The 22,314-nt window shown below is 44.8% G+C and carries 16 protein-coding genes; 7 read left to right on the forward strand and 9 right to left on the reverse strand.

Annotated features, from left to right (window positions below; translation table 11 throughout):
* The first annotated feature begins 332 nt into the window (after positions 1-332).
* Positions 333-1,091 carry a TetR/AcrR family transcriptional regulator gene (locus tag NE536_RS14410; RefSeq protein ID WP_259520258.1) on the forward strand — a complete coding sequence of 253 codons (759 nt, stop codon included), beginning with the start codon at positions 333-335 and terminating at the stop codon, positions 1,089-1,091.
* Positions 1,092-1,946: 855 nt separating this feature from the next.
* Here the strand turns inward: NE536_RS14410 and NE536_RS14415 are convergent.
* From NE536_RS14415 to NE536_RS14425, 3 genes are all read right to left on the reverse strand, one after another.
* Positions 1,947-3,173, reverse strand: coding sequence for a DUF819 family protein (locus tag NE536_RS14415; RefSeq protein ID WP_261273113.1), 1,227 nt, complete (start codon positions 3,171-3,173; stop codon positions 1,947-1,949).
* Between the two features lie 38 nt (positions 3,174-3,211).
* Positions 3,212-4,069 (reverse strand): LysR family transcriptional regulator, encoded by an 858-nt coding sequence (locus NE536_RS14420; RefSeq protein ID WP_261273114.1) that lies wholly within the window; start codon positions 4,067-4,069, stop codon positions 3,212-3,214.
* A gap of 147 nt (positions 4,070-4,216) precedes the next feature.
* Positions 4,217-5,245 (reverse strand): porin, encoded by a 1,029-nt coding sequence (locus NE536_RS14425; RefSeq protein WP_261273115.1) that lies wholly within the window; start codon positions 5,243-5,245, stop codon positions 4,217-4,219.
* A 224-nt stretch (positions 5,246-5,469) separates the two neighbouring features.
* On the opposite strand from NE536_RS14425, the gene NE536_RS14430 reads away from it, so the two are divergent.
* Positions 5,470-7,239, forward strand: a complete 1,770-nt coding sequence (locus tag NE536_RS14430) for a flavocytochrome c (protein WP_261273116.1) — start codon at positions 5,470-5,472, stop codon at positions 7,237-7,239.
* 464 nt (positions 7,240-7,703) lie between these two features.
* Here the strand turns inward: NE536_RS14430 and NE536_RS14435 are convergent, their stop codons facing one another.
* Together NE536_RS14435 and NE536_RS14440 are read right to left on the reverse strand one after the other, a co-directional pair.
* Positions 7,704-10,823 carry a multidrug efflux RND transporter permease subunit gene (locus NE536_RS14435; RefSeq protein ID WP_261273117.1) on the reverse strand — a complete coding sequence of 1,040 codons (3,120 nt, stop codon included), beginning with the start codon at positions 10,821-10,823 and terminating at the stop codon, positions 7,704-7,706.
* Between the two features lie 16 nt (positions 10,824-10,839).
* Positions 10,840-11,997 (reverse strand): efflux RND transporter periplasmic adaptor subunit, encoded by a 1,158-nt coding sequence (locus NE536_RS14440; protein WP_261273118.1) that lies wholly within the window; start codon positions 11,995-11,997, stop codon positions 10,840-10,842.
* A 165-nt stretch (positions 11,998-12,162) separates the two neighbouring features.
* On the opposite strand from NE536_RS14440, the gene NE536_RS14445 reads away from it, so the two are divergent.
* From NE536_RS14445 to trmY, 3 genes are all read left to right on the forward strand, one after another.
* On the forward strand, positions 12,163-12,891 hold the full coding sequence (locus tag NE536_RS14445; protein ID WP_107947929.1) for a response regulator: 729 nt from the start codon (positions 12,163-12,165) through the stop codon (positions 12,889-12,891).
* Between the two features lie 47 nt (positions 12,892-12,938).
* On the forward strand, positions 12,939-13,970 hold the full coding sequence (locus NE536_RS14450; protein WP_234420948.1) for an ATP-binding protein: 1,032 nt from the start codon (positions 12,939-12,941) through the stop codon (positions 13,968-13,970).
* A gap of 410 nt (positions 13,971-14,380) precedes the next feature.
* Positions 14,381-14,977, forward strand: coding sequence for a tRNA (pseudouridine(54)-N(1))-methyltransferase TrmY (trmY, locus tag NE536_RS14455; RefSeq protein ID WP_006086220.1), 597 nt, complete (start codon positions 14,381-14,383; stop codon positions 14,975-14,977).
* A 21-nt stretch (positions 14,978-14,998) separates the two neighbouring features.
* On the opposite strand, the gene NE536_RS14460 is transcribed toward trmY, so the two are convergent.
* Positions 14,999-15,865 (reverse strand): LysR family transcriptional regulator, encoded by an 867-nt coding sequence (locus tag NE536_RS14460; RefSeq protein ID WP_261273119.1) that lies wholly within the window; start codon positions 15,863-15,865, stop codon positions 14,999-15,001.
* Between the two features lie 118 nt (positions 15,866-15,983).
* Here NE536_RS14460 and NE536_RS14465 point away from each other — a divergent pair, with 118 nt between their 5' ends.
* The gene (locus tag NE536_RS14465) at positions 15,984-17,090 is read left to right on the forward strand and encodes an NADH:flavin oxidoreductase/NADH oxidase (RefSeq protein WP_261273120.1); all 1,107 of its coding nucleotides are present in this window, start codon (positions 15,984-15,986) and stop codon (positions 17,088-17,090) included.
* Positions 17,091-17,520: 430 nt separating this feature from the next.
* Here NE536_RS14465 and NE536_RS14470 read toward each other — a convergent pair whose 3' ends face one another.
* Positions 17,521-19,308, reverse strand: a complete 1,788-nt coding sequence (locus NE536_RS14470) for a DUF3413 domain-containing protein (protein ID WP_261273121.1) — start codon at positions 19,306-19,308, stop codon at positions 17,521-17,523.
* Between the two features lie 66 nt (positions 19,309-19,374).
* Positions 19,375-19,593, reverse strand: a complete 219-nt coding sequence (locus tag NE536_RS14475) for a YejL family protein (RefSeq protein WP_011847036.1) — start codon at positions 19,591-19,593, stop codon at positions 19,375-19,377.
* A gap of 77 nt (positions 19,594-19,670) precedes the next feature.
* On the opposite strand from NE536_RS14475, the gene yejK reads away from it, so the two are divergent.
* Positions 19,671-20,699 (forward strand): nucleoid-associated protein YejK, encoded by a 1,029-nt coding sequence (gene yejK / locus NE536_RS14480; RefSeq protein ID WP_261273122.1) that lies wholly within the window; start codon positions 19,671-19,673, stop codon positions 20,697-20,699.
* 156 nt (positions 20,700-20,855) lie between these two features.
* Here the strand turns inward: yejK and NE536_RS14485 are convergent, their stop codons facing one another.
* Positions 20,856-21,854, reverse strand: a complete 999-nt coding sequence (locus tag NE536_RS14485) for a cytochrome-c peroxidase (protein ID WP_261273123.1) — start codon at positions 21,852-21,854, stop codon at positions 20,856-20,858.
* Positions 21,855-22,314 lie beyond the last annotated feature (460 nt).

Raw genomic sequence — 22,314 nt, forward strand, 5'->3', positions numbered from 1 at the left:
ACTTCAGTATGCAAGCAAGATAGAGGCTATGGGGCAGGCTAAAGGTGAACTAAGTCACGGCTTTTTTGGAGTGGCAAACTTATTCGTGAGTTATGTCTAGAATAATCTTTTTTGAAAATGAAAGTTTTTTGCAACAAAAATGTAAGTGAAGGGATTTTAATCTATGAAAAAAACTTGTTGTTGCAATGTATGCTTGAGGTAACTCACAAAGAACATAAATAAAATGCTCACTTGCGTGAGCTTCATCCCGATTAGTCATCCTTACCCTATAACAGGCATAAGTTAACAACGCATAATTCACGCTTACTTAGCGTTTTATTCGGGTTTAGTGCATGAAATGTCCTTCTGACACACTATCTATTTTAAGGTGCAATCAAATACTGGATGCAGCTGAGCTGTTGATTGAGTCGCAAGGCATCGTCTCTTTTAAGTTTTCTCAACTGGCCAAAGAAGTCGGTTGTTCTACTGGCACCTTGTACAAATTTTTTGAACGTAAAGAAGACGTTTTAGTTTGTCTGTTCCTAAGAAGTGCAACCTCTAATCACTTGCCAATTTTTATTAATAAAAATCCTGAATTAACGGCTAAAGAACGAGTATTGTTGCCAATTCTATTTACCTTTGAAACGATAAAACGCAGCAAAAGCTTTGCAACGTTACGTTCTGTTTCTGTTAATACCATGGTATGGCAACTTGCTAGTGATGAAAAAGTCGAACGCTTTAAAAAGCGCATCAATGCGTTCTGGGGCTGGTTTACTGACTCGCTCAATCTAGCAGTAGAAAAAGGGGAATTAGAGGCGACACCATTACAGGTAAAGGAGTTAGTACAGGGCATCACCTTTTATTTAACCGGGGCGTTAACTCAATTTGAGAGCCAGCTTATCGCGCCAGAATACCTTTCTAATCGTCGCGAAACCTGTTACCGACATTTGGCTAAATTGATGGGGCAATATAAGTGGAAAATGCCCTTAACCCCAGAATTATATGATTCTTTAGAGGCCAGAACGATTAAGTTCTTCGACCAACATTATCGTGATCATATGAGTTGTGCTGCATGTAGTGCGCTGTCTTGTACAAATGGTGTTGAGGGTTAACGGTGATTGAAATCAACAAAGCTCTGTTTCAGTAGACTTTATACTTGTGCCCAAATTCAACTCAGAAGTAATGGCTTCTTTTACGAATAATTTATCAAACTAGTGTGTTGCGGCTCTTCATAGCAATCTAATTTTTGATCAAACTTTATTATGCTCTTAGATAAAGTTGGTGAGACGTTGGCCTGAATAAAGTCATCAGGCTAGGTATGCCTGCAAATAATTCGTTCGCTGTTCATATTTTCAGCATGAAATATTCGTTTAAAAAAGTAGATTAGATTTGCTTGTGCTAAAAATAGTGCAAATTGTACGGTCAAATACAGTGTAAGCTATTGAATACACAGGCTGCACATTTCGCATTTGCATGTAAATGCACATAAATTATTAGGGTAATTAAAACGTGCAAAATTACATGATTTATGTTTAAATTTAGCAGGTTATGATTAAACGGTTCACTGTCATGGGGTGTCAGGGGTCGGAGGTTCGAATCCTCTCATACCGACCAAATTCCTCTTTTTATAAGAGTTAAAAAGCCTGCAAACTTAATAGTTTGCAGGCTTTTTATTTTTATGCGATTTTAAAGTTCTTATTAAGCATGCCAAAAGACTTAGGTATATGCATGGTAAAGTGTACTAGCTTGAATCATGAAAAAACATAACAAATATGGGCAGGCTGCGCGTAGCTACGGCTTTATTCCAGTGCTGAATCATCCCGAGGTTTGATTGGTAGGGGTGGGGTAATGGATAAGTTGTATAGTTAAATAGAAATTTGCTGAAAGCTTTGGGTAGTGCTTAGAAGATTCAGGAGTGGCATTTATTGGGAGTAAAAAATTAGTTGGACACATTTTTTGTTCCCATCTTATGGTTGAATAAACTGCATTAAAAAACCAAAATACCACGCCAACAATGAAGCCCAAGTATAACCCCAAACTGCCATCAATAGAGCTGCGGAAGCCAATCTTGGATGAAAAGCACTGGCGATAACCGGTGCTGATGCAGCACCACCAATATTACATTGGCTCGCGATTGCTAAGTACATAATAGGTAAGCGGAGAAGTACAGTAAAAGTAAATAGGATGACTATGTGTATAGCGAACCATATAAGACCAATACAGACATAATAGGGTGCGACACTTAGAGCGCTAATATCAAAGTTTAATCCCATTAGCATTATCATTATATAGATAATAAAAAGAGCTATATGCCGAGTTTCTTTGACTAAGACATGCCTTGCATTTGTCAGTGAAAATGATAACCCTAAAAAAGTAACAATTAGTACAGACCAAAAAAAATCAGAGGTGAGATTATATTTAAACAAGTATGGGAAGCTGTTAGCGATGCTGTTAGCAAGGAAAGACGATAAATTTTCACTAAAAAAAATCACAGTTAAAAAAGTACAGCTCAATATCATTATCCAATAATAGGTTGTTTGCTTATCTAATGGCTTACTCTTGATGTCATTAGGAAATATTGGTTTATAGGCTTTATTTGCTTTTAGGTATTCATCGATTTTATCTTGGCGTTCAGCAATGAAAAGTAATATGACCATCCATAAGCTGGAGAAAAGAATATTAATTGCCATCATTACTGCAAATACGGCATCACCAACATCGTGTATTTCTTTTATTGCCAATTGATTCGCGGTTCCTCCAAGCCAGTTTGCCATCAGTGTTGACATGCCTTTCCATGCCGCGTTGTCTCCCTGCCAAACGAGTTCGTATGGGAAGAATATAGAACCTAACCATAGGCTTAATGGGCCGCCAATACAGATGCTGACAGCACCTAGTACATACATGCCGAGAAGTTTTTTTCCTACTAAACTTAGAGCAAAAAAATCAGTTCCTAAAATTAACAAAAATAAACAACCGGGCATTAAATGTGTTTTTGCCATTTCGCTAAGCTGACTATTACTCGCATCTATAAAATGTAGCGAACTAAAAATGGCAGGTAGGGCATAACACATTAGCATTAAAGGAAAAATTCGATAAAAATGCTTAAAAAAATTTATTGAGGATGTATGCGTGTAAAATAAACCGCATAGTAAAAATCCTAAAAAAAGTCCTATTTCAAGATCTGACGAAATCACTTTAATTCACCGTGGGAGAGTTGTTTGCATGTGCTATTTTACAGTAGCTTGCTAAAGGCTAAGAAGTTCATGCTTAATGCAGATAATTCTTCCCCTTCACGCTGAATTGACCAATAATTTCTTTTGTAATCCCATCCATCAATCGGTAACAAGATAAGGTCTTTTCGTGCTAATTCGGCATCAATTGCTAGCAGAGGTAGCACGCTCAAGCCTATACCCGTTCCAATTGCTCTTTTAATTGCACCAATTGTTGACATGCAGATTTCATCGCGAACGTGAATATTTAAGCTTTTTAATAACTGAATTGCACGAATTCGAGAGAACGATGATTCATGGTCGAATATCCACAATTGTTCACTAAGCCAAGATTTTGTATTTAAACCATTCGCAGCAGGATGAGTTACACCACTCACAATGCAAAGATTATCTTGTAACCAATGCTCACAAATGAGATTTTTACTCGCGGGTTTAGCATCAATAAAGCCTAAGTCTAGTTCTCTTTCTGAAACCATTTTTTCAATCACTAAACTATTATCAATGACTAGTTTTATTTTTACATCGGGATATTGCTTCTTAAATAATGGAATTTTTTTAGATAATACATAGTTACCAGCAGTCTTACTGCTCCCGATAGTTAATGTCCCTTTAATACCATGCTCAGGGAATGAAAATATATTTTCTAATTCTTTTCCTTTAGATAGCATTTCATTAGCATAAGGTAATATTATTTCCCCGTGCGCATTAACCACTAAACCACCTGAGATGCGCTCAAATAATCTACAGCCTAAAGAACTCTCTAATTCTTTAAGCGCCATACTTACTGCCGGTGTTGACATATGAAGCACTTTTGCCGCTTTTGAGATCTGTTTCTCAGAATGTATGGTTTTAAAGATCATCAATTGTCTTAATGTTATCCGCATCATATGCTCCGCGAGGGGGAAGTCAGTTTACAAGCAGTATAATAGTTTGAATTGATGAATAATTAACATGATGAATGTCTAATTTTCATAAGGCGGCCAAAATGGCCGCTTTCTTTGGATAGGTTAAAATAGATATTTTGTGGATACAGACATTAGAGTGTCATCAAACTTAGTATGCCCTTTTGCATCCGTGTAATAACCATCAAAATAGGATATGCCTACTCCAAAAGTTAAATCCTTCTGAGCCTTGAAATCTACACCTAGAGAATATTGATTAGCATCACTCTCTTTTAGTGTTTTTAGATCTGCTCCAGCATTTTTTGTGATTTTACCAAGCCCTGCATCATCTTTTAAATATTGAAGCTTTATATCATATTTATCAATAGGAACGTTCAAACTTAATAGATAGGAATTCCCTTTAATATTATCATAAACACTAGACTCTGAATGCTGGTACATGGCTCCCAATTTTACTGATGAAATAGCAACACCACCAACCAGTCTTGTTGCCTCTAGCTGATTTAAACCATCTGCATAGGCTATTGAGATGTAATGATTATTACTTTTAAGTGATGCGTCGCCGAGGGATAAGCTAACTGCATAATTGTTCTGTTTGTCAGATAGTTCAGGATTCTTTTTATTGAAATCCTTATCAAAAACATAACTAACACCCATAGTCATACCTGCAACTTTGGCACTTTTTAATGTTACCGAATCACCAAGTCTATCGTTGCCTGCAATGAGCATATTCATATCGCTTGAGGTAATGTTAAATAAATCCACTTTCCCTTCAGCACTTTTAAAAACGGTATCATTTCTTCCGAAAACAGCCGAACCATAGCTAGTTTTAAAACCTAAGTAAGAGTTTCTAGGTTTAAAAATGTTGGAGTCATCATTGTCAAAACTTTCTATCCCTGCTTCAAATTTATATAACAGGCTAAAATTCTCATACACACCATACTCACCTTTAACACCTAAATATGATGCATAGTTTTCAAGGGAAACCCCATCAACTTTTTCATTACCAGAAAGACCGTTGTTCGAGTTCGCAACACCAAGCCATAGTCTTCCATAGAAATCTAGTGGCTCAGATAAAACCTGATTTGAACAAATTAAAATAAGACCAAAACCAATATATTTAGCTGTTTTCATTAACATCACCTTTTTAGAATGTAAAAGCAATGTCATGTTAAAGATTTAATGGGACACGTCTCCGCTTTGGATCACATCCAGTCAACAAATAAATCGAGTTAAGAATAATTTAATGTCTGTTAAGTTGTTCTTAATTAATTCAATTTATTGCGTAGTATCACTATTTCAAATGAATAAACAACTATCATCATGGGAAATCTTACCAAATAAAACTGGAGAATTGTATGAAGGTAAAATGCTTGAGTGTTATTATTTTTTCTATGTTAACATTTTCATCATTAGCTGCGGATAATAAAAATGATTTGGCTTCATTTCATAAAAGCATGAATGGTTGTAAAACATGCCATGCATTACCCAATAAAGTAAGCGATAGTGAGACATTTGAAAATAAACAATGTAAATCTTGCCATGGTGATTATGAGAAGTTGGCGAACCCCAAACTAGAAATTGACCCACATTCTTCCCACTTAGGTGATATTAATTGTACGTCTTGTCATAAAGGGCATGAGCAACCAAAGTTATATTGTAATGAATGTCATTCATTTAAAGGGCTCGATATGCCTTTTAATAAAGCAAAATCCAAAGAACCGTGGGACAAAGGTTGGGATAATGAAGCAATAAATAAAGCGATAGCTGCAGGTCCTAAAGAAACAACGGATGTGATTGTTGTTGGAGCCGGTAGTGCAGGATTTAATGCTGCGATTGCAGCTAAAAAGGCGGGGGCGAACGTTATATTGCTTGATAAAGCACCATTTAGTGGTGGTAACTCTATGCTCGCTGCAGGTGGATATAATGCAGTAGGGACTGTCCAGCAAAAAGACCATAAGGTCGATGATAAAATCGAATGGTTTGTTGAAGACACTATGAAAGGTGGACGTTACGCGAATGATCCAAAGTTGGTGCAAATACTCGCTGAGCAATCTGCCGATGGTATTAAATGGCTAGAATCTTTAGGCGCCAATATGGATGATTTAAAACGCTCTGGCGGCGCTAGAGTCGATAGAACACATCGTCCATCTGGTGGGTTAAGTGTTGGTCCACATATTATTGATGTACTTAGAAAAGCATCGGATAAAGAAGGGGTTGATACAAGACTCAACTCTAAAGTTGTAAAACTTGTCGTTGATGAAGACCAAAACATTGTTGGTGTTGTCATCCACGGTAAACACTCTGGTCACTATATGGTTGCAGCTAAGTCGGTTGTTTTAGCCACAGGTGGTTATGGATTTAATAAAGAAATGGTTGCATTTTATCGCCCAACATTTAAAGGAATGACCAGTTCGAATAATATCACTTCTACAGGTGATGGCATTGAACTTGCCAAAGCGATTGGAGCGAGTATGACTGACATTGACTGGATACAAGCTCATCCTACTGTTGGAAAGGACAGCCGTATTTTAATCTCGGAAACGGTTAGGGGAGTAGGGGCCATTATGGTGAATAAAGATGGCAATCGTTTTATCAGCGAATTAACGACTCGCGACAAAGCATCTGATGCCATTCTAAAGCAACCTGAACAATATGCTTGGTTAGTCTTTGATAATGAGCTTTATAAAAAGGCAAAAATGGTTCAGGGGTATGACCATTTAGGCATGCTGGAAAAAGCAAATACAATTTCAGAGCTTGCAAAAATCACAGGTATGAAAGAAAGCGCGTTAGAAAATACGGCTTCAAACTACAACCGTTACTTTAAGCAAGGGAAAGATGAGGAGTTTGCCCGCGAACAAATGCCATTACCACTGGCGAAAGCTCCTTTTTATGCAGTAAAAGTGGCTCCTGGTATTCACCATACTATGGGTGGTGTTGCAATTGATACAAAGGCAGAGGTGCTGGATATTCAGAGTAAACCATTGATAGGTTTATTTGCTGCTGGCGAAGTAACGGGTGGTGTGCATGGTTATAATCGTTTAGGGGGGAATGCCGTCGCAGACACCGTTATTTTTGGTAAAATTGCAGGTGCAAATGCTGCCAAGCATGCTCTAAATACAAAGTAACGCTAAATCAGTGAGAGACTCGTTATTGTCTCTCACAACATCTCAAGTTTTATTCATCGTAAATATTAGCAATAAAATTATTGCTTGAGTTAAAGTGCTCCCCTGCTATTTTTTGAGAGGCTAATTTAGCCTCTCTTTTTTATTTTTCGGCAGAATTAGATTCGATGGATTTTGCTCACTTTTCGATGGCTTCATCTTTTTAGATCGCGCGAATATTGGCGAAATGTACTTACTCTTTCCATGAATCGAATAATACACTGTCGGCGAGTCCAGCATCGCACGGCTTCTTAGAGAACCGATTACAGATATGAGCGTCGGAACCATAAGCCGGATACGCAGTAACGATTACTATCACTGAACCTATATTTCCAGTGTTTAAAATTATTACACATATATTGATCAGCTTTAATGCTCAATAGGATGGTGTTGTTAGACTTTCCTACAGAGCATCAAAGCGGGTGAGGCTATTTGGCAGTATTACGCCGCGCAAGCCTGGCACTCAAGCGCTCTTGTGTGCCGATGACAAAGACAAAAAACGCCGGTACGAAGAATATTGCCAGCAAGGTGCCACTGAGCATGCCACCAAATACGCCAGTACCGATTGCATGCTGAGTTTCGGCGCTGGCACCGCTCGCAAGCATTAAGGGCACCACTCCGAGAGTAAATGCCAGAGACGTCATCAGAATGGGACGTAGACGCAAGCGTGCAGCTGTCACTGCAGCATCTATCAGCGTATGGCCCTCGGCGTGCAATTGGCGGGCGAACTCGACGATGAGAATGGCATTTTTTGCCGATAGGCCGATGATGGTGATCATTCCCACCTTGAAAAACACATCGTTAGGCATATCACGCAACATTACAGCCGCTACCGCGCCTAGCTGCCCCAGCGGTACGACCAACATCACCGACAGTGGGATCGACCAGCTTTCGTACAATGCAGCGAGTACCAGAAATACTACCAGAGCGGACAACAACATCAGCAATGGTGCCTGTGCCGCCGATTGGCGCTCTTGCAATGATGCCCCCGTCCACGCTACCGCGAACCCTTGCGGCAATTGCGCCACTAAGCGTTCCATCTCGGTCATCGCTGCGCCGCTGGAAACGCCAGCTGCAGCACCCCCGGAAATACGCATAGCAGGGAAGCCCTGAAAGCGCATCATTTGCTGTGGCGACTCTTTCCATTCAGCTGTCACTACTTCCCGTAGAGGCACCATGCCACCACTTGAATTACGCACGCGGAGGCTGAGCACATCGTCCAATTGCATTCGTGCCGTAGCGTCGGCCTGCAGGATGACCTGCTGCATACGTCCATTATTTGGGAAATCATTGACATACAGTGATCCCATGGCCGCCGAAAGTGTGCTGCTTACCGCGGCGAAGGACAGACCCATAGCCTCGGCTTTTGACCGATTGATATTCAGGCTAATGCTCTCACCGGGCGGCAGGCCATCTGGGTAGACATCGCTGACCACCTTGCTCTGGGCAGCTAGTGCCAGCAATTGTGCCTGTGCAGCTATTAATGCAGCCTCGCCCCGATTGGCTCTATCCTGCAGGAACAGAGTGAAACCGGAGGATGTGCCCAACTCGTCAATGGCTGGCGGCATCATGGTCATCACTGTGCCTTCAACGTTATCAGCCATTGCTTGCTGCGCCAGTGCCGCTTCTTCGGCAGCTGTGGCGCCATTTCGTTGATCCCAATCTTTGAGCATAGTGAAGGCCATGGCTGCATTGGGGCCGGAGCCTGCAAAGCTAAAGCCCAACACTACCATATTTGCATCCAGCGTTGGGCGCGATGCGACGTGCGCCTCGTAGGCCTTGACCACATCCAGCGTGCGCTCGCTGGTAGCGCCTGTGGGTAATTGGATGGAGGTCATGAAATAGCCTTGATCCTCTTCTGGTAGAAAGGATGACGGCAATTGCCCAGCAGCGAGGATCAGCACTGCGCAGAGTACGGCAAATGCCGCCATCATGCGTCCACTGCGTCCAACTAATCGTGCTACGCGTTCACTGTAGCCTGCGGTGAGTTGTTCAAATCCACGGTTGAAGGCGCCGAAGAAACCGCCTTTTTGATGGTGATCAGCACTAACTGGGCGCAGCAGCGTGGCGCATAGTGCTGGCGTTAGGGTCAGCGCGAGGAAGGCCGAAAACAGAATCGACACCGCCATCGACAATGTGAATTGCTGGTAGATCACTCCCACTGAGCCGCTACCGAAGGCCATGGGAATGAATACGGCAGTGAGCACTAAGGTGATACCGATCACCGCGCCGGTAATTTCCTTCATCGCCTGTGAGGTTGCCTCCCGCGGCGACAGTCCTTGGGTAGCCATCAGTCGCTCAACGTTTTCCACCACCACAATAGCATCGTCAACAATAATGCCAATGGCCAGCACCATGCCGAACATGGTCAGCGAGTTGATTGAGAAGCCTGCCAGTAACATCACCGCGAAGGTACCGAGTAGCGCTATGGGCGCGACGATAGCTGGTATAAGTGTGTAGCGCAGGTTCTGCAGGAACAGGAACATCACCATAAAAACCAGTGCCATAGCTTCAAACAGGGTATAGATTACTTTTTCGATAGACACTTTGACGAAGGGGGCGGTATCGAATGGCACTGAGTAGTTCATGCCAGCAGGCATACTCAGCGCCAGTTCGGCTAGACGTTCACGTACCGCAGAAGCCGTGCGTACAGCGTTGGCTCCTGGCGAGAGCTGGATAGCAGCACTGGTCGCCGCCACACCATTTTCACGGTTAGAAAAACCATAGGACTGAGCGCCAAGCTCGACCCGTGCCACATCAGAGAGCACCAATTTTGCGCCATCGGCACCGGCACGTAGGACGATAGCAGCGAACTCCTCGGGTGTGCTGAGTTGTCCTTGCACTGTTAAGGGAACCGTCAGTCGTTGTCCCTGTAAGACAGGTTCATCACCGAGTCGCCCTGGGGCTATTTGTGCGTTTTGCTGCTCAATAGCGATAGCAAGGTCGTTCATTGTCAGACTATAGGCGGTGAGTTTATTCGGGTCTACCCAGACGCGCATGGCTTGCTCGGCACCGAATAATTGCACGCGACCAACACCGTCGATTCGGCGCAGTTCCTCGACAATATTGCGTGCTAAATAGTCGTTTAGCGCGATTTCGTCGAATTGGCCGTTTGGAGATGTCATACCAATCATCATCAAAAAGCTTGAAGCGGCCGACTCAACCTGCAGACCGCTCTGCCGTACAACTTGAGGTAGGCGTGGTTCAACAGCCTTAATACGATTTTGCACATCAACTTGGGCCATTTCCGCATCAGTGCCTGGTTTGAAGGTGGCGGTTATTTGTGCACTGCCCGAGCTGTCCACCGATGATTCGAAGTACAGTAGGTTTTTTACCCCCGATAGTTCACGCTCGACAAGGCTTACTACAGAGTCATTAAGTGTCTGTGGCGTGGCTCCAGGATAAGCGGCATAAATGCTCACCGACACGGGTGCCACTGATGGGTAGCGGGAGATGGGTAATTTGGGAATGGCGATGACGCCAATCAGTACGATAAATAAGGCTATCACCCAAGCAAATACTGGGCGGTTGATGAAAAACTGGGGCATGGCGACTTCTCCAAATTCAGTGCACGACGGCGCTAAGTTGCTGAGGAACGACAGAGGGTTGCCAAGGTCGCGCATTCACTTGTGCTGCAGGGCTTAGGCGTTCGATACCTTCAACAACTATCTGCTGCCCAGCACTAAGGCCGGATACTACGTGATAGCGACCTGCCACCAATTCATCGACCTTAACGGCCACAGGTTGCACTTTAGCTTGCTCATCAAGCACCCACACTTGGGATTGACCAGCCTTGCGAGTCACTGCCTGCTGAGGCACGTTCAGAGTCGTAGGATAGTAAGCTTGTGGAATGCGAGCTTTTACAAAGAGACCGGGCAACAGACGATGCTGCGGGTTATCTACCAGCACGCGCAGCAGTACATCGCCTGTACCTGCATCTACCTGAATACCTGAAAATAAGATATGCCCTTGCATGCCAAGAGGCTCGCCACCACTGCTTAGGATCTCAACAGCCAACTCTGGGAGCCCTGAGCTTGCCAACTGACGCATCGCTTCCAGCATTGATGCTGGAAGACGTACATCAACGTACACTTGGTTGATTTGTTGGATCCTCGCCATGGGTGTGGCATCGGTGGGTGAGACCAATGCACCTTCACTCACTAATGCTTCATCTATACGTCCAGAGATTGGGGCCTCGACGCTGGCAAACTGTAGATCTAACTGACGCTGTGCCAGCGTCGCTTTGGTTTGGGCTACATCTGCGGCAGCCTGATCGCGCAGGGAAATCGCATCGTCATGCATTTGTTGGCTGACGGCCTTGGTTTGTATCAAAGAGGCTAAGCGATCGGCTTCTTGACGAGCCCGAACCCATACTGCTTCGGCACGCTGTAACGCTGCAGCAGCAATATCGACATCCGCTTTAAATGGCGCTGGATTTATTTGAAATAGCACAGTGCCAGATGTTATCTCGGCGCCCTGTTCGAAGAGACGACCTTGCACTATGCCGCTAATTTGCGCGCGGATCTCAGCGCTGCGAACCGCAGCGACACGACCGGGCAGATCTTTAGTCACCAATAGTGCTTCATTTTCTAATGTCATCACTGACACTTGAACCGGAGCGGTTGTCTCTTCATCCTGTACTGCTGAATCACAACCTACCAATCCCAACACGGCAATTCCTACAAATAACACAAAGCTTAAGTGCCGCTGTTTGATGTACATAACCTACTCTCCTCAATGTACAGCGATCTCACTAATGGCGTTTTATCAAACGCTAGAGAACTAATGCTGAATTATGACGAGTCAGTATTGCGAATTATTCGAGACATTGTGGAGAATGTATGGAGGGGATGATAAAGTTCAGCCATTTTAACGTTGGGGCAATCCATGGCTAATCTCAATGAGCCCGTAAGTTCTATGACTTCGGCACTGGTGTTAATTGCAGAGGATGAAGCAGAGATTGCCGATATCCTTATCGCTTATTTGCAGCGCAGTGGGCTACGAACCCAACATGCTATCGATGGTATCCAAGCGCTAGCTATGCACCAAGCATTTAAACCCGATCTATTGCTGCTCGATGTACAGATGCCGAATCTCGATGGCTGGAATGTACTGAATGAAATTCGCTCCCGTGGTGACACGCCGGTGATCATGCTTACCGCGCTTGATCAGGATATTGATAAATTAATGGGATTACGCCTCGGTGCTGACGACTACGTGGTTAAACCATTCAATCCCGCCGAAGTGGTGGCTAGGGTGCAGGCGGTACTGCGACGCGCTCGCACTAACACACCTATAAATACCCAAATGTTGCGCGTCGGCACGTTCCAAATCGACTTAGACAGCCACGAGGCTAGCGTAATCTGTAACGGTCAGCAGCAGGCACTGGATCTGACCTTGACCGAGTTCAAATTGCTCGCTTGCTTGATGCGTACACCGAAACGTGCTTTTAGCCGCGAGGAGCTGTTAATTAATTGCTTGCCTGAGGGCGATACTCAGGAACGAACGGTAGACAGTCATATCAGTAAGTTACGTAAAAAGCTTGAAGCGCTCGATATTCAAGGAGTGCCGCTCAGTGTCTGGGGGGTTGGCTATCGCTTTGGTGGTGAAGTATGAGGCAAGCACCGGGTTTGCGCAGGCAAATAATCCAGTCCTTAGCAGTAATGACGTTAGGCATCATTTTCCTGTCAGTGTTTGGCTCCTATGTATTCTATGCCATTGCGGTGGCCTACCTGCCAGGCAGTATATCTGAAACCTGGATGCCTTCTCAGATGGAAATGTTATGGATAGTTTGCACTATCATAGCCGCGTTGGGGATGGCGCTATTTGTTGCCATTCGCCTGTCACGGCGCATTCTTACTCCTCTGAACTCTGTGGCATATAGCCTACGCGAAGTCGCCCAAGGCAAGCTTAACGCGCGTGCGCGAATGGACCAACATGCGATGGGGGAGACGGCGCAATTGGTGAGTGACTTTAATGCTATGGCCGAGCGCCTAGAGTATATGACTCGCGAGCGGGAGTTTTGGAACGCGGCAATCGCTCACGAACTTCGTACCCCAGTCACTATTCTGCGTGGTCGGTTGCAGGGGTTAGCGGAAGGTGTTTTTAGCCCCAGCAGTGAGCTCTTCGAGGGACTGTTACGGCAGGTTGAAGGCCTTAATCACCTGATCGAAGATTTACGAGTGCTGAGCCTCAATGACAGTGGACATCTAGAGTTACAGCGGGATGAGGTCTGTTTAGCCGAGGAACTTAGTGCGGTGATTGAGACTTTCGCTGCGGTGTTAGACGCTAAGGGACTCATACTGAAGCAGGAACTTGATACAAGACTTAAAGTTTACTGTGATGCTATACGAATACGGCAGGCGCTGATGGCGCTGCTGGAAAATGCACGCCAGCATGCTGATCCTGGCACTTTGACTGTACGATTTTACCGCTCGGGGGCAAGCTGTTATCTCAGCGTCGAAGATGAAGGCCCTGGTATCCCTGATGAGGCAGCAAGCTACGTATTCGAAGCATTTCGCCGAGTAGATCCGTCTCGCTCTCGAAAAAGTGGTGGCAGTGGACTCGGCCTCGCAGTGGTTAAAACGATTGCTGAAGCTCACGGCGGCCACGTGGCCTGCCAGCCATCGGGTCGTGGAGGAACAATATTCGTCCTTTCTTGGCCTGTTAAGGCAAGTTTAGAGCCCCTTTCTTAATTTGTTTGGATGTTGGAATTATCTATAGGAAAGGTGACGTCCTGAGTGATTCCTGCACGTATGGCCACCGAGCTAGAGCATTGTTTAATCGGGAAATGCAGGTATTCCCTAATGCCCATTCGTTGTTATCCGAAATTGATTACAACTAATAGGATGTTATTTTGTTTGAATTCGCTCAATTTGCTGTACTTGTCGCCTTGATATCGTATTTTCGTGTAAGTGTACATAAATTGTTGAGGTAATTAAAACGTGCAAAATCATATAATTTATGTTTAAATTTAGCAGGTTATGATTAATCGGCTTACTGTCATAGAGTACAAGGGAGTGGAGGTTCGAATACTTTCATACCGACCAAATTATATGCATTCGCCATTTATTATTTAAGTGATTATTGAGTAGGACATTTACCTATGCGCGCGTTTGTTTTACGAGCAAGATCTGCACCTACTGACAGTCAGTTGTTTTTGGCTTCTGTCGGCCAAGAGGCGCACACCGAGATTTTGGCTCATACCCTGATGAACACTATCTTTGTGGCTCAGTCTCATCGAAACGATGTTGTCGTTTATCTAGTGTTAGAAAGTACCCATGATTTTTCCCGCACTATTTGCTTTGATACTCGAAATATTTGCCATATTGGCGGTTTTCACGAACAAGCTTTGCTGACGAAAATTGCCAAGGCCTTAGATATTTCTCGGGGCATGACGAAAGAGCAAACTCGCGTTGTGGATGAGGGCATAACTGTGAGCACCATCAGTTTTGAAAAGCTGGTGCAGGACCTCGCGGTGGATTATCAATTGTTTATGATGGATAAGAAGGGCACTTCTATCCGTGAGCAGGAGTTTGTGGGTAATCCGTGTTTTTTGCTGACCGATCATATTCCTATGCCGAAGAAAAGTTTTAATACCTTGAAACGACTCGGTGCGCAAAAGATCAGCCTTGGGCCTAAGATGCTGTTTGCTTCCCAGTGCGTAGTACTGATCCATAATGAATTGGATATCAATCAGTAGCCAGTAGCCGCTGAGCCCTATCTATATCTTGCCCTTTAAAAACGCGATCGCTTTTTGGGCTCTGCGTGACAAGGGCCATTCCGCGCGGTGGATAAGCCAAATGGTGTCTACAACTTGGCTGCCACATTCAACAACATAGATATCTTGTTGTCGTTCAAAGGCTTTGCGGGCGTATTGCGGGATGACTGTAAATCCGAGCCCTTTCGCGACAGGTTCGAGGATCAGGCTGATTTGGTTAGTAAATCCCCTACAGGGAATGTCTTGAATACCGGGATGACTTGGATATTTACGGCTAAGTAACCGAGTTGCCATGGCTTCGCCATCGGGATGGGAGATAAACCCTAGCCGTTGTAAATCAATCCACTCATGTTGTTTATGGCTTGCAGGTACCACAAGCTCAAGCGGCTCTTCGGTGAAATGCGTGCTGTGAATACGAGGATCGGAAGGTTTTAAGGTCACCATGCCGATTTCATGTTCATTGGCTAGCACTGAGGCGACTATTTCACTGTCAGGGGCAAAACGGTGGTGAATGTTTAACGCCGGAAAGGCTTGTTGTAGTTCGATTAATAGCGGAAAGAGTGTTAAACCAATGCTCCCCGGAGTGATAAGGCTAATATCGCCGACCTCAGCATCATCATGGATCAGTTTCTGCTGTAGGCGTTTTTGCGCGCATTCGACGTCTTTAACGTAGGTCAGCAGGTTTTCGCCAATCGGAGTGATTTCAAGTTGACGGGGGCGGCGTAAAAACAGTGTGCCGTATTCTTCTTCTAAGCGACTGATATGTTGGCTCACGGCCGCTTGGGTGATACCAATGGCTTCGGCGGTTCGGGTGAAGTTACCTTTCTCGACCAGAACAGCAAAGGTGTGTAACCACTGTGGATTTATCATAAGCAAACTTTATCAACTCTATAATCTGTGCGTGCTTTTAATTATGACACGATAAGGCTAGTCTGTCGTCATTCAGTATTCCATTCCTTTTTGATTCTATTTGACACAGGAAACACCCATGGCCGATCTATTTTCACCCTTCGAACTTAAAGACATTACCCTCAAAAATCGTATTGCCGTTGCGCCCATGTGCCAATATCAAGCCACGGACGGACTCATCAACGACTGGCATCAGGTGCATTACACTAGCCTTGCCCGTGGCGGAGCGGGTCTTGTTGTGGTTGAAGCCACTGCGGTTTCTCCTGAAGGACGTATTACCCCAAAATGCCTCGGACTGTGGAATGAAGAGCAAGCCAAAGGCCTCGCTAAGGTGGCCAGCGCGATTAAAAATGCGGGTGCTGTTGCAGGCATTCAGATTGGTCATGCAGGCCGTAAAGCGAGTGCCAATATTCCGTGGGAAGGGGATGACCATATTGCCGATGATGACGCGCGAGGTTGGCAACCGATTGCGCCATCAGCCGTCGCATTTGGCGCAAACTTACCTAAAGTGCCTACCGCTATGACGATTGAGGACATTGAGCGGGTTAAAGCCGACTTTGTGGCGGCGGCAAAGCGTGCTTTAGCGGCAGGATTTGAATGGTTAGAACTGCATTTCGCCCACGGTTATTTAGCCCAAAGCTTCTTTTCAACCTATGCCAATGAACGCACCGACCAATATGGTGGCAGTGCAGAAGGGCGGGGACGCTTTTTGCTCGAAACGGTTGCAGCGGTAAGAGACGTTTGGCCACAGCATTTACCCTTAACGGCGCGATTTGGTGTGATTGAATTCGACCATAAAGATGAAGAAACGCTAACTGAATCAATCGCCTTGGTGAAGCAATTTAAACAAGCTGGGCTCGATATGCTAAACGCAAGCATTTGTTTCTCAACGCCGACGGCAAATATTCCATGGAGCCCTGCATTCTTAGCGCCTATTGCTGCGCGAGTTCGACAAGAAGTGGGTTTCCCTGTTGCGACGTCTTGGGGCATGGATAATCCACACCATGCCAATGCTGCTATTGAAGATGAACAAATGGATTTAGTGATGATAGGTAAAGCCTTTTTAGCGAATCCACATTGGCCATATCAAGCGGCACAAATCTTAAAGATTGCGCGCCCATCTTGGGTATTACCCGCTTCCTACGCCCATTGGTTGGAGCGTTACGCCACGGTTAAAGCCGATTGATTTTGAGCTGACGTGATTGCGAGCTGACATTATTCTGAACTGGCATAATTGCGATTTAACTTGAGAGTGAGCTGACTTTTATCGTTTATGCATGATAGATAACAGGCTTAATTGTGTACAAGGTAAAGCAGGCCTCAAGATTCAGCACAAGTCTTAAAAGCCGTTATCCATGGATAGCGGCTTTTTGCTTTGGGGATAAAGCTTAGGTTGCAGGCTCCGCGAGGCTGTAGCTTATATCAGACCCAGACCCAGACCCAGACTCAGACTCAGATACTGTACTCTGATATTAATCTCTTATAGTGAGCTTTGAGCTGGGATTAGTGCCGTATTGAGAACTGGACTCTGACTTTTAGGCACTCATCCTGCCGTGTAGGGAATAAAAAAGCCCCAATCCGCAGGGAGTGGGGCTTCTTCAAGCAGAGGATGAAGATTAGTGATTATAGAAACGTCGACCTTCGCGCATCACTTCAATCAACTCAGGCGCACTCATTTTCTTATTGAGCCTATGTTCATAGTTTTCATCGTAAATACGGTATTTGCCGTGGCGGTCAATCACTGTCACTTCCGCTTCTTGATAGATAGCAAAAATACGGCTATCACCTATGTAGATCCACGTTTCTTTACTCGGTTGCAATAAGCTGCGGCCAGCGCTGTAATCTGTGGTGTTATTGGTGCAGCCGAGCACGTGGGTCATCAAAGTCGGCGCTATGCCGTAATGGCTGGTGCGGTATTTGACCTTAGACGCGCCCGTATTAGGCCAGTGGATCACTAAGGGCACTTTGACACTCTGTGGTGACAGGTTGCGATTCGCTTCGTCACTGTTACTGGTGAACATCTTGCCATTCACCCCAGTGATAATCACTAAGGTGTCGTTGGGCACATTGGCCAGCATTGCCTTAAGTTGCTGATCGACAAAATACAGTGATTGGCGATATTGATTAAACAGCACCTTTTGTGCAGGCATAAGGTCGGGATTGGCTTTCACGGTTTCAATGCCAAGGAAACCCACAGGAGTATCGAAATTTTCCGGCGCTTTTAAATTAACGAGCGCAAACCAAGGTTTATTTTGGATGCTGTGCCACTCGTTAAAACTGGCCACTGTGTGCAAGTCGGCATCGGCGCTGCCATTGGTTTCTTTAGCTATCACAGGATTGAAGTCATTAAACATTGCCTGTGAAGAACGCAAATTAAGATTGGTTTCTGGCAGGAACAATCCCAGTTCATAACCCGCTTGCTGGAAGCTTCGGGTCATTAGCGGACTGGTGCTATTAAAAATGCGCGCATCGCCATAACTGCCTTGCAGGCCGTAGAGTAGCGAAAACATGCCGGTTCTAAATTGGTTGCCGCCGCTGAAATGCTGGGTATAAGACTGATTATTTTCAGTGTATTGCTGCAAGAATGGCATGCTTTTGCCATCGACCATATCGGCACGCAAACTATCGATGGTGATCATCAACACATTGATTTTAGTGTCAGCTTGGCAGGTCAGTGGCTGCTCTGGATAATTGAGTACACTGGTATTGTGATTGACATCATCTCCTTGTGACGAGCCATCAATACCGTGACTTTCCATAAAGGAGCGCGCAGTAGCAGGGTACGATAAAGGATAAGTATCATCGAAACGGGTAATTTCAGTGATGTCGGCGGCATCGGCCCAAATGTGGATCAAGTGGCTGCTGATAAAACAGATACACACTAAGGTGATAACTTTATTGCCTAAATTGAGTTTTTGGATTTTCTCTATGCGTTTCCACAAAAAATTGGCCATGGTCAGTTCAATGGCGATGATGGCCAGCGGTGTGACGATATAAGAAGTACCACGGAGCAGGGCATTGAGATCCGCCCAAGCTAAATCGAAGGCGAAGGGGCTCAAGTGCATGCCGTAATCGGCGTAAACAATGGTATCGTACAATAAGATACAAAGACTTAGGGTCGCGATCACCGCCGCGACACCTCTTAATATCTTTGAATAGGGCAATATCAAGGTTAGTGGAAATAGGCAGATCAAATAGGCGATAAAGGCGAGAAAGCTAAACTGACCAATAGTGCTGACGCTCAGATAAAACCAGCCATACCAAGTTTCTGGATAACCTACGCTGCCAAGGTATCGGCTTCCGACTATCATGGCTAATAAGCCATTGAAGAAGGCGAACCAATGCCCCCAGTTGATGAGCCGGGAAACCCGATCGCGGCTCATTTGCTTTTTTCGCTCGACCATAGTGATCCGCTTATTCCTAAAAGGCCTTGTATCTTATATTCTTTTGATGATTATTACCCAGTTAACTTACTGGGATTTAACCGATTGTGCGAGTGCTTTTGCAAATTGTTCGGCCACGGCTTGGCGCGATTCGCTGGGCACTTTACGTTCTAGCAGGTTTGTCACGCAGTTACCCAATGCCATCAGGCTCAGGTCAGTCGGTGCTTTATGCTTTTCTAACACAGCCAATATTTCGGCGATTAATGATTCAACTTGGGTGTTTGAGTATTTCGATTGGATTGCCATAATCAAAAAATGTTTCACTTTGGAATGGATTAGCGGCATATAATAGCGGATTTATCCCAGTATCACTATCAGGGCTTATGAGTATTAACATCGAACACGCAATTATTCACGAGATTTCTCAGGACAGTCAGGGGCAATTACGCTGCCGTTTGCGTCCTCAACCTCTGCTGAACGGTCAGGCGGTCGAGGTGATGCTCGACGAGTTGCATCAGACATATACGGGAAAGGCCGGTAAAGGTTTTGGCTATTTTGGGGTCCATGGCGACGACGGCGAGGCCAATCCCGCCTTTGCCAATGCGCTAACTCAATACCGTGGCGGCGATTTAGGGTTTGTGGAGTTTTCCGGTCAAGCCAGTAAATTACTACAAGAAGAATTGTCAAAGTACGACTTCAGTCAAGGCGGTTTCCTGTTGATGTCTTGCTATACCAGCATCACCAGCGATTATTTGTTTGTGGCTTTATTAAGTGCTAAGTCGTCGATGACAGTATTAGACGATATGGAACTGTCGCAAAATAATCATTTGGATTTAAACAATATCCAACTGGCGGCGCGTATCGATTTAACCGAGTGGCAAGCTGATAGAGACTCGCGTAAATACATTTCCTTTATCCGTGGCCGCGCGGGACGTAAAGTGGCCGACTTTTTCCTCGACTTTATGGGCTGCGTAGAAGGCGTCAACACTAAGGCGCAAAACAAAACCTTAATGAATGCGGTTGAAGATTTTGTTGCCAGCAGTGAGTTGACGAAAGACGAGCGTCAGCAGTGCCGTAATAAAGTGTTTGAATATTGCAGTGAGCGCTTCGATGAAGGCGCTGACATTGAGATCAAAGACTTGGCCGATGAGTTAGCCGATCAAGGTATGGATTCTTTCTACGATTTTGCCCGTGGCGGCAGCTATGATCTCGATGAAGAGTTTCCGGCCGACAAATCGACTCTGCGCCAATTGAAGAAGTTTTCTGGTACGGGCGGCGGCGTAACCTTAAGTTTTGATGGCGGCCACTTAGGCCAACGGGTGATTTACGATCCCATTTCGGACACGATTTTAATCAAAGGCGTGCCAGCTAACTTGAAAGATCAGCTCGATCGTCGTCTTAAAGGCGAATAGCACTTAATTAATCCATCGTTTTTTAAGCGAACGAATAACCCAAGGCCGAGAGTTTTTACTCTCGGCCTTTTTGCTAACTAAATCACCAAATCACTAAGTGTCGCGCTGACTCAGTTTCTAAGTGAGAACTTATTAGTCAGTGACTCGTTGCCTATGTTAATTATTGGAGCTAAATGGCACTGGACGTGGCGTATCTTTATTCGATGGTGGCAAAATCGGCAGCGTGATTTGTGGCTGTTCGCCTGTTAAGGCTTCAAGGAAGGTGACCATTTCTTTCACTTCTTGGTCAGAGAGTTTTTTCCCTAATTGAATGTCTGCCATGGTATTCACCGCTTCTTCTAAGGTCCAGACGCTGCCATCATGGAAGTAGGGATAGGTGAGCTCAATATTGCGTAGTGTCGGCACTTTAAACACAAATTTATCAGCTTCTTTACCTGTGACGCCCTTACGACCTTCTGCAGGATTATTGGTGTGGAACGGTTTGATGAGGCCCATTTTCATATACATAGTGCCACCGACGGCGGGGCCATTATGGCAACTCACGCAACCTTTATCCTTGAAGAGTTGGTAACCCGCTTTAGCATTCGCGCTGATGGCATCTTGTTTGCCCAGAAGAAATTGATCGAAGGGGCTATTAGGGGTGACTAAGGTTTTTTCAAAGGTGGCAATTGCATCGGTTAAACGGTCAATTGTGACTTTGTCATCGCCATAGACCTTGGCGAAGTGCGCTCTGTAGGCTGGCATAGAGGCGATAGTTTCAGTTGCGAGTTCATGGGTAAAGCCCATCTCTTTCGGGTTGGCGATAGGGCCCGCGGCTTGCTCTTTCAAATCACTGGCACGACCATCCCAAAATTGAGCCAGCATAAAGTCGGCATTTAGCACTGTGGGGGAGTTAATTGGACCTTCCTGCCAATGGTGACCAATGGATGTGGGTAGAGCATCGACACCACCAGTGGATAAATTATGGCAAGAGTTACAAGAGATAAAGCCAGATTTAGACAGTCTGGGTTCGAAGAACAGCATTTTACCTAATTCAACTTTTTCAGGTTCAGTGATCTTGGCTGCTGTAATGACTTCGATGGGTTCTGCACTGATAGCATGGGTACTGGCTAACATACCTGCGATGAAAATGGCGATAGTTGTAAGTTTGGTCATCTTATTTCTCCCTATATAACCTTGGTATTTGTATGGTTTAATTGGGATGCTAGCGGTTAATAAGGCTGAGTGATAATGCTTTGTTTCGATTGGGTCTATCGCTGTTGCGGATTAAGCTTTTGCGATCTAATTCTCTGTTTTTATTCTGTTATTTTGCTAGATTGAACTGTGTTCCTGTTAAGGCTTTATCTGTTAATCGACAAGGTCGATGCATTGTTGCTTTCTGTCTAACGACATTTGATGGTTGCAATGAGTTACATTGCTGGATTTTCGACTACCTAATACACAGATCTGATACAAACATCTGAGACAAAATATTGAGCCGAGTGGATTCATTTGTCGCGACAACAGACGGAATTGATTAGAATCTCTGTTCATGTTGAGTTGACTCGTGTTGAGTGCCTCAAGTTAGCACGTTCGGCCATCGCCAAGCGGTGCTATAAAATTACATAGGTGGACT

The sequence above is a fragment of the Shewanella septentrionalis genome, assembly GCF_025370265.1.
Classification (GTDB): Bacteria; Pseudomonadota; Gammaproteobacteria; order Enterobacterales; family Shewanellaceae; genus Shewanella; species Shewanella hafniensis.

Coding starts and splice junctions, on each gene's coding strand:
- NE536_RS14410 (WP_259520258.1), top strand. CDS start 333: ATGAAATGTCCTTCTGACACACTATCTATTTTAAGGTGCAATCAAATA.
- NE536_RS14420 (WP_261273114.1), bottom strand. CDS start 4,069: ATGATCTTTAAAACCATACATTCTGAGAAACAGATCTCAAAAGCGGCA.
- NE536_RS14425 (WP_261273115.1), bottom strand. CDS start 5,245: ATGAAAACAGCTAAATATATTGGTTTTGGTCTTATTTTAATTTGTTCA.
- NE536_RS14430 (WP_261273116.1), top strand. CDS start 5,470: ATGAAGGTAAAATGCTTGAGTGTTATTATTTTTTCTATGTTAACATTT.
- NE536_RS14435 (WP_261273117.1), bottom strand. CDS start 10,823: ATGCCCCAGTTTTTCATCAACCGCCCAGTATTTGCTTGGGTGATAGCC.
- NE536_RS14440 (WP_261273118.1), bottom strand. CDS start 11,997: ATGTACATCAAACAGCGGCACTTAAGCTTTGTGTTATTTGTAGGAATT.
- NE536_RS14445 (WP_107947929.1), top strand. CDS start 12,163: ATGGCTAATCTCAATGAGCCCGTAAGTTCTATGACTTCGGCACTGGTG.
- NE536_RS14450 (WP_234420948.1), top strand. CDS start 12,939: ATGACGTTAGGCATCATTTTCCTGTCAGTGTTTGGCTCCTATGTATTC.
- trmY (WP_006086220.1), top strand. CDS start 14,381: ATGCGCGCGTTTGTTTTACGAGCAAGATCTGCACCTACTGACAGTCAG.
- NE536_RS14460 (WP_261273119.1), bottom strand. CDS start 15,865: ATGATAAATCCACAGTGGTTACACACCTTTGCTGTTCTGGTCGAGAAA.
- NE536_RS14465 (WP_261273120.1), top strand. CDS start 15,984: ATGGCCGATCTATTTTCACCCTTCGAACTTAAAGACATTACCCTCAAA.
- NE536_RS14470 (WP_261273121.1), bottom strand. CDS start 19,308: ATGGTCGAGCGAAAAAAGCAAATGAGCCGCGATCGGGTTTCCCGGCTC.
- NE536_RS14475 (WP_011847036.1), bottom strand. CDS start 19,593: ATGGCAATCCAATCGAAATACTCAAACACCCAAGTTGAATCATTAATC.
- yejK (WP_261273122.1), top strand. CDS start 19,671: ATGAGTATTAACATCGAACACGCAATTATTCACGAGATTTCTCAGGAC.
- NE536_RS14485 (WP_261273123.1), bottom strand. CDS start 21,854: ATGACCAAACTTACAACTATCGCCATTTTCATCGCAGGTATGTTAGCC.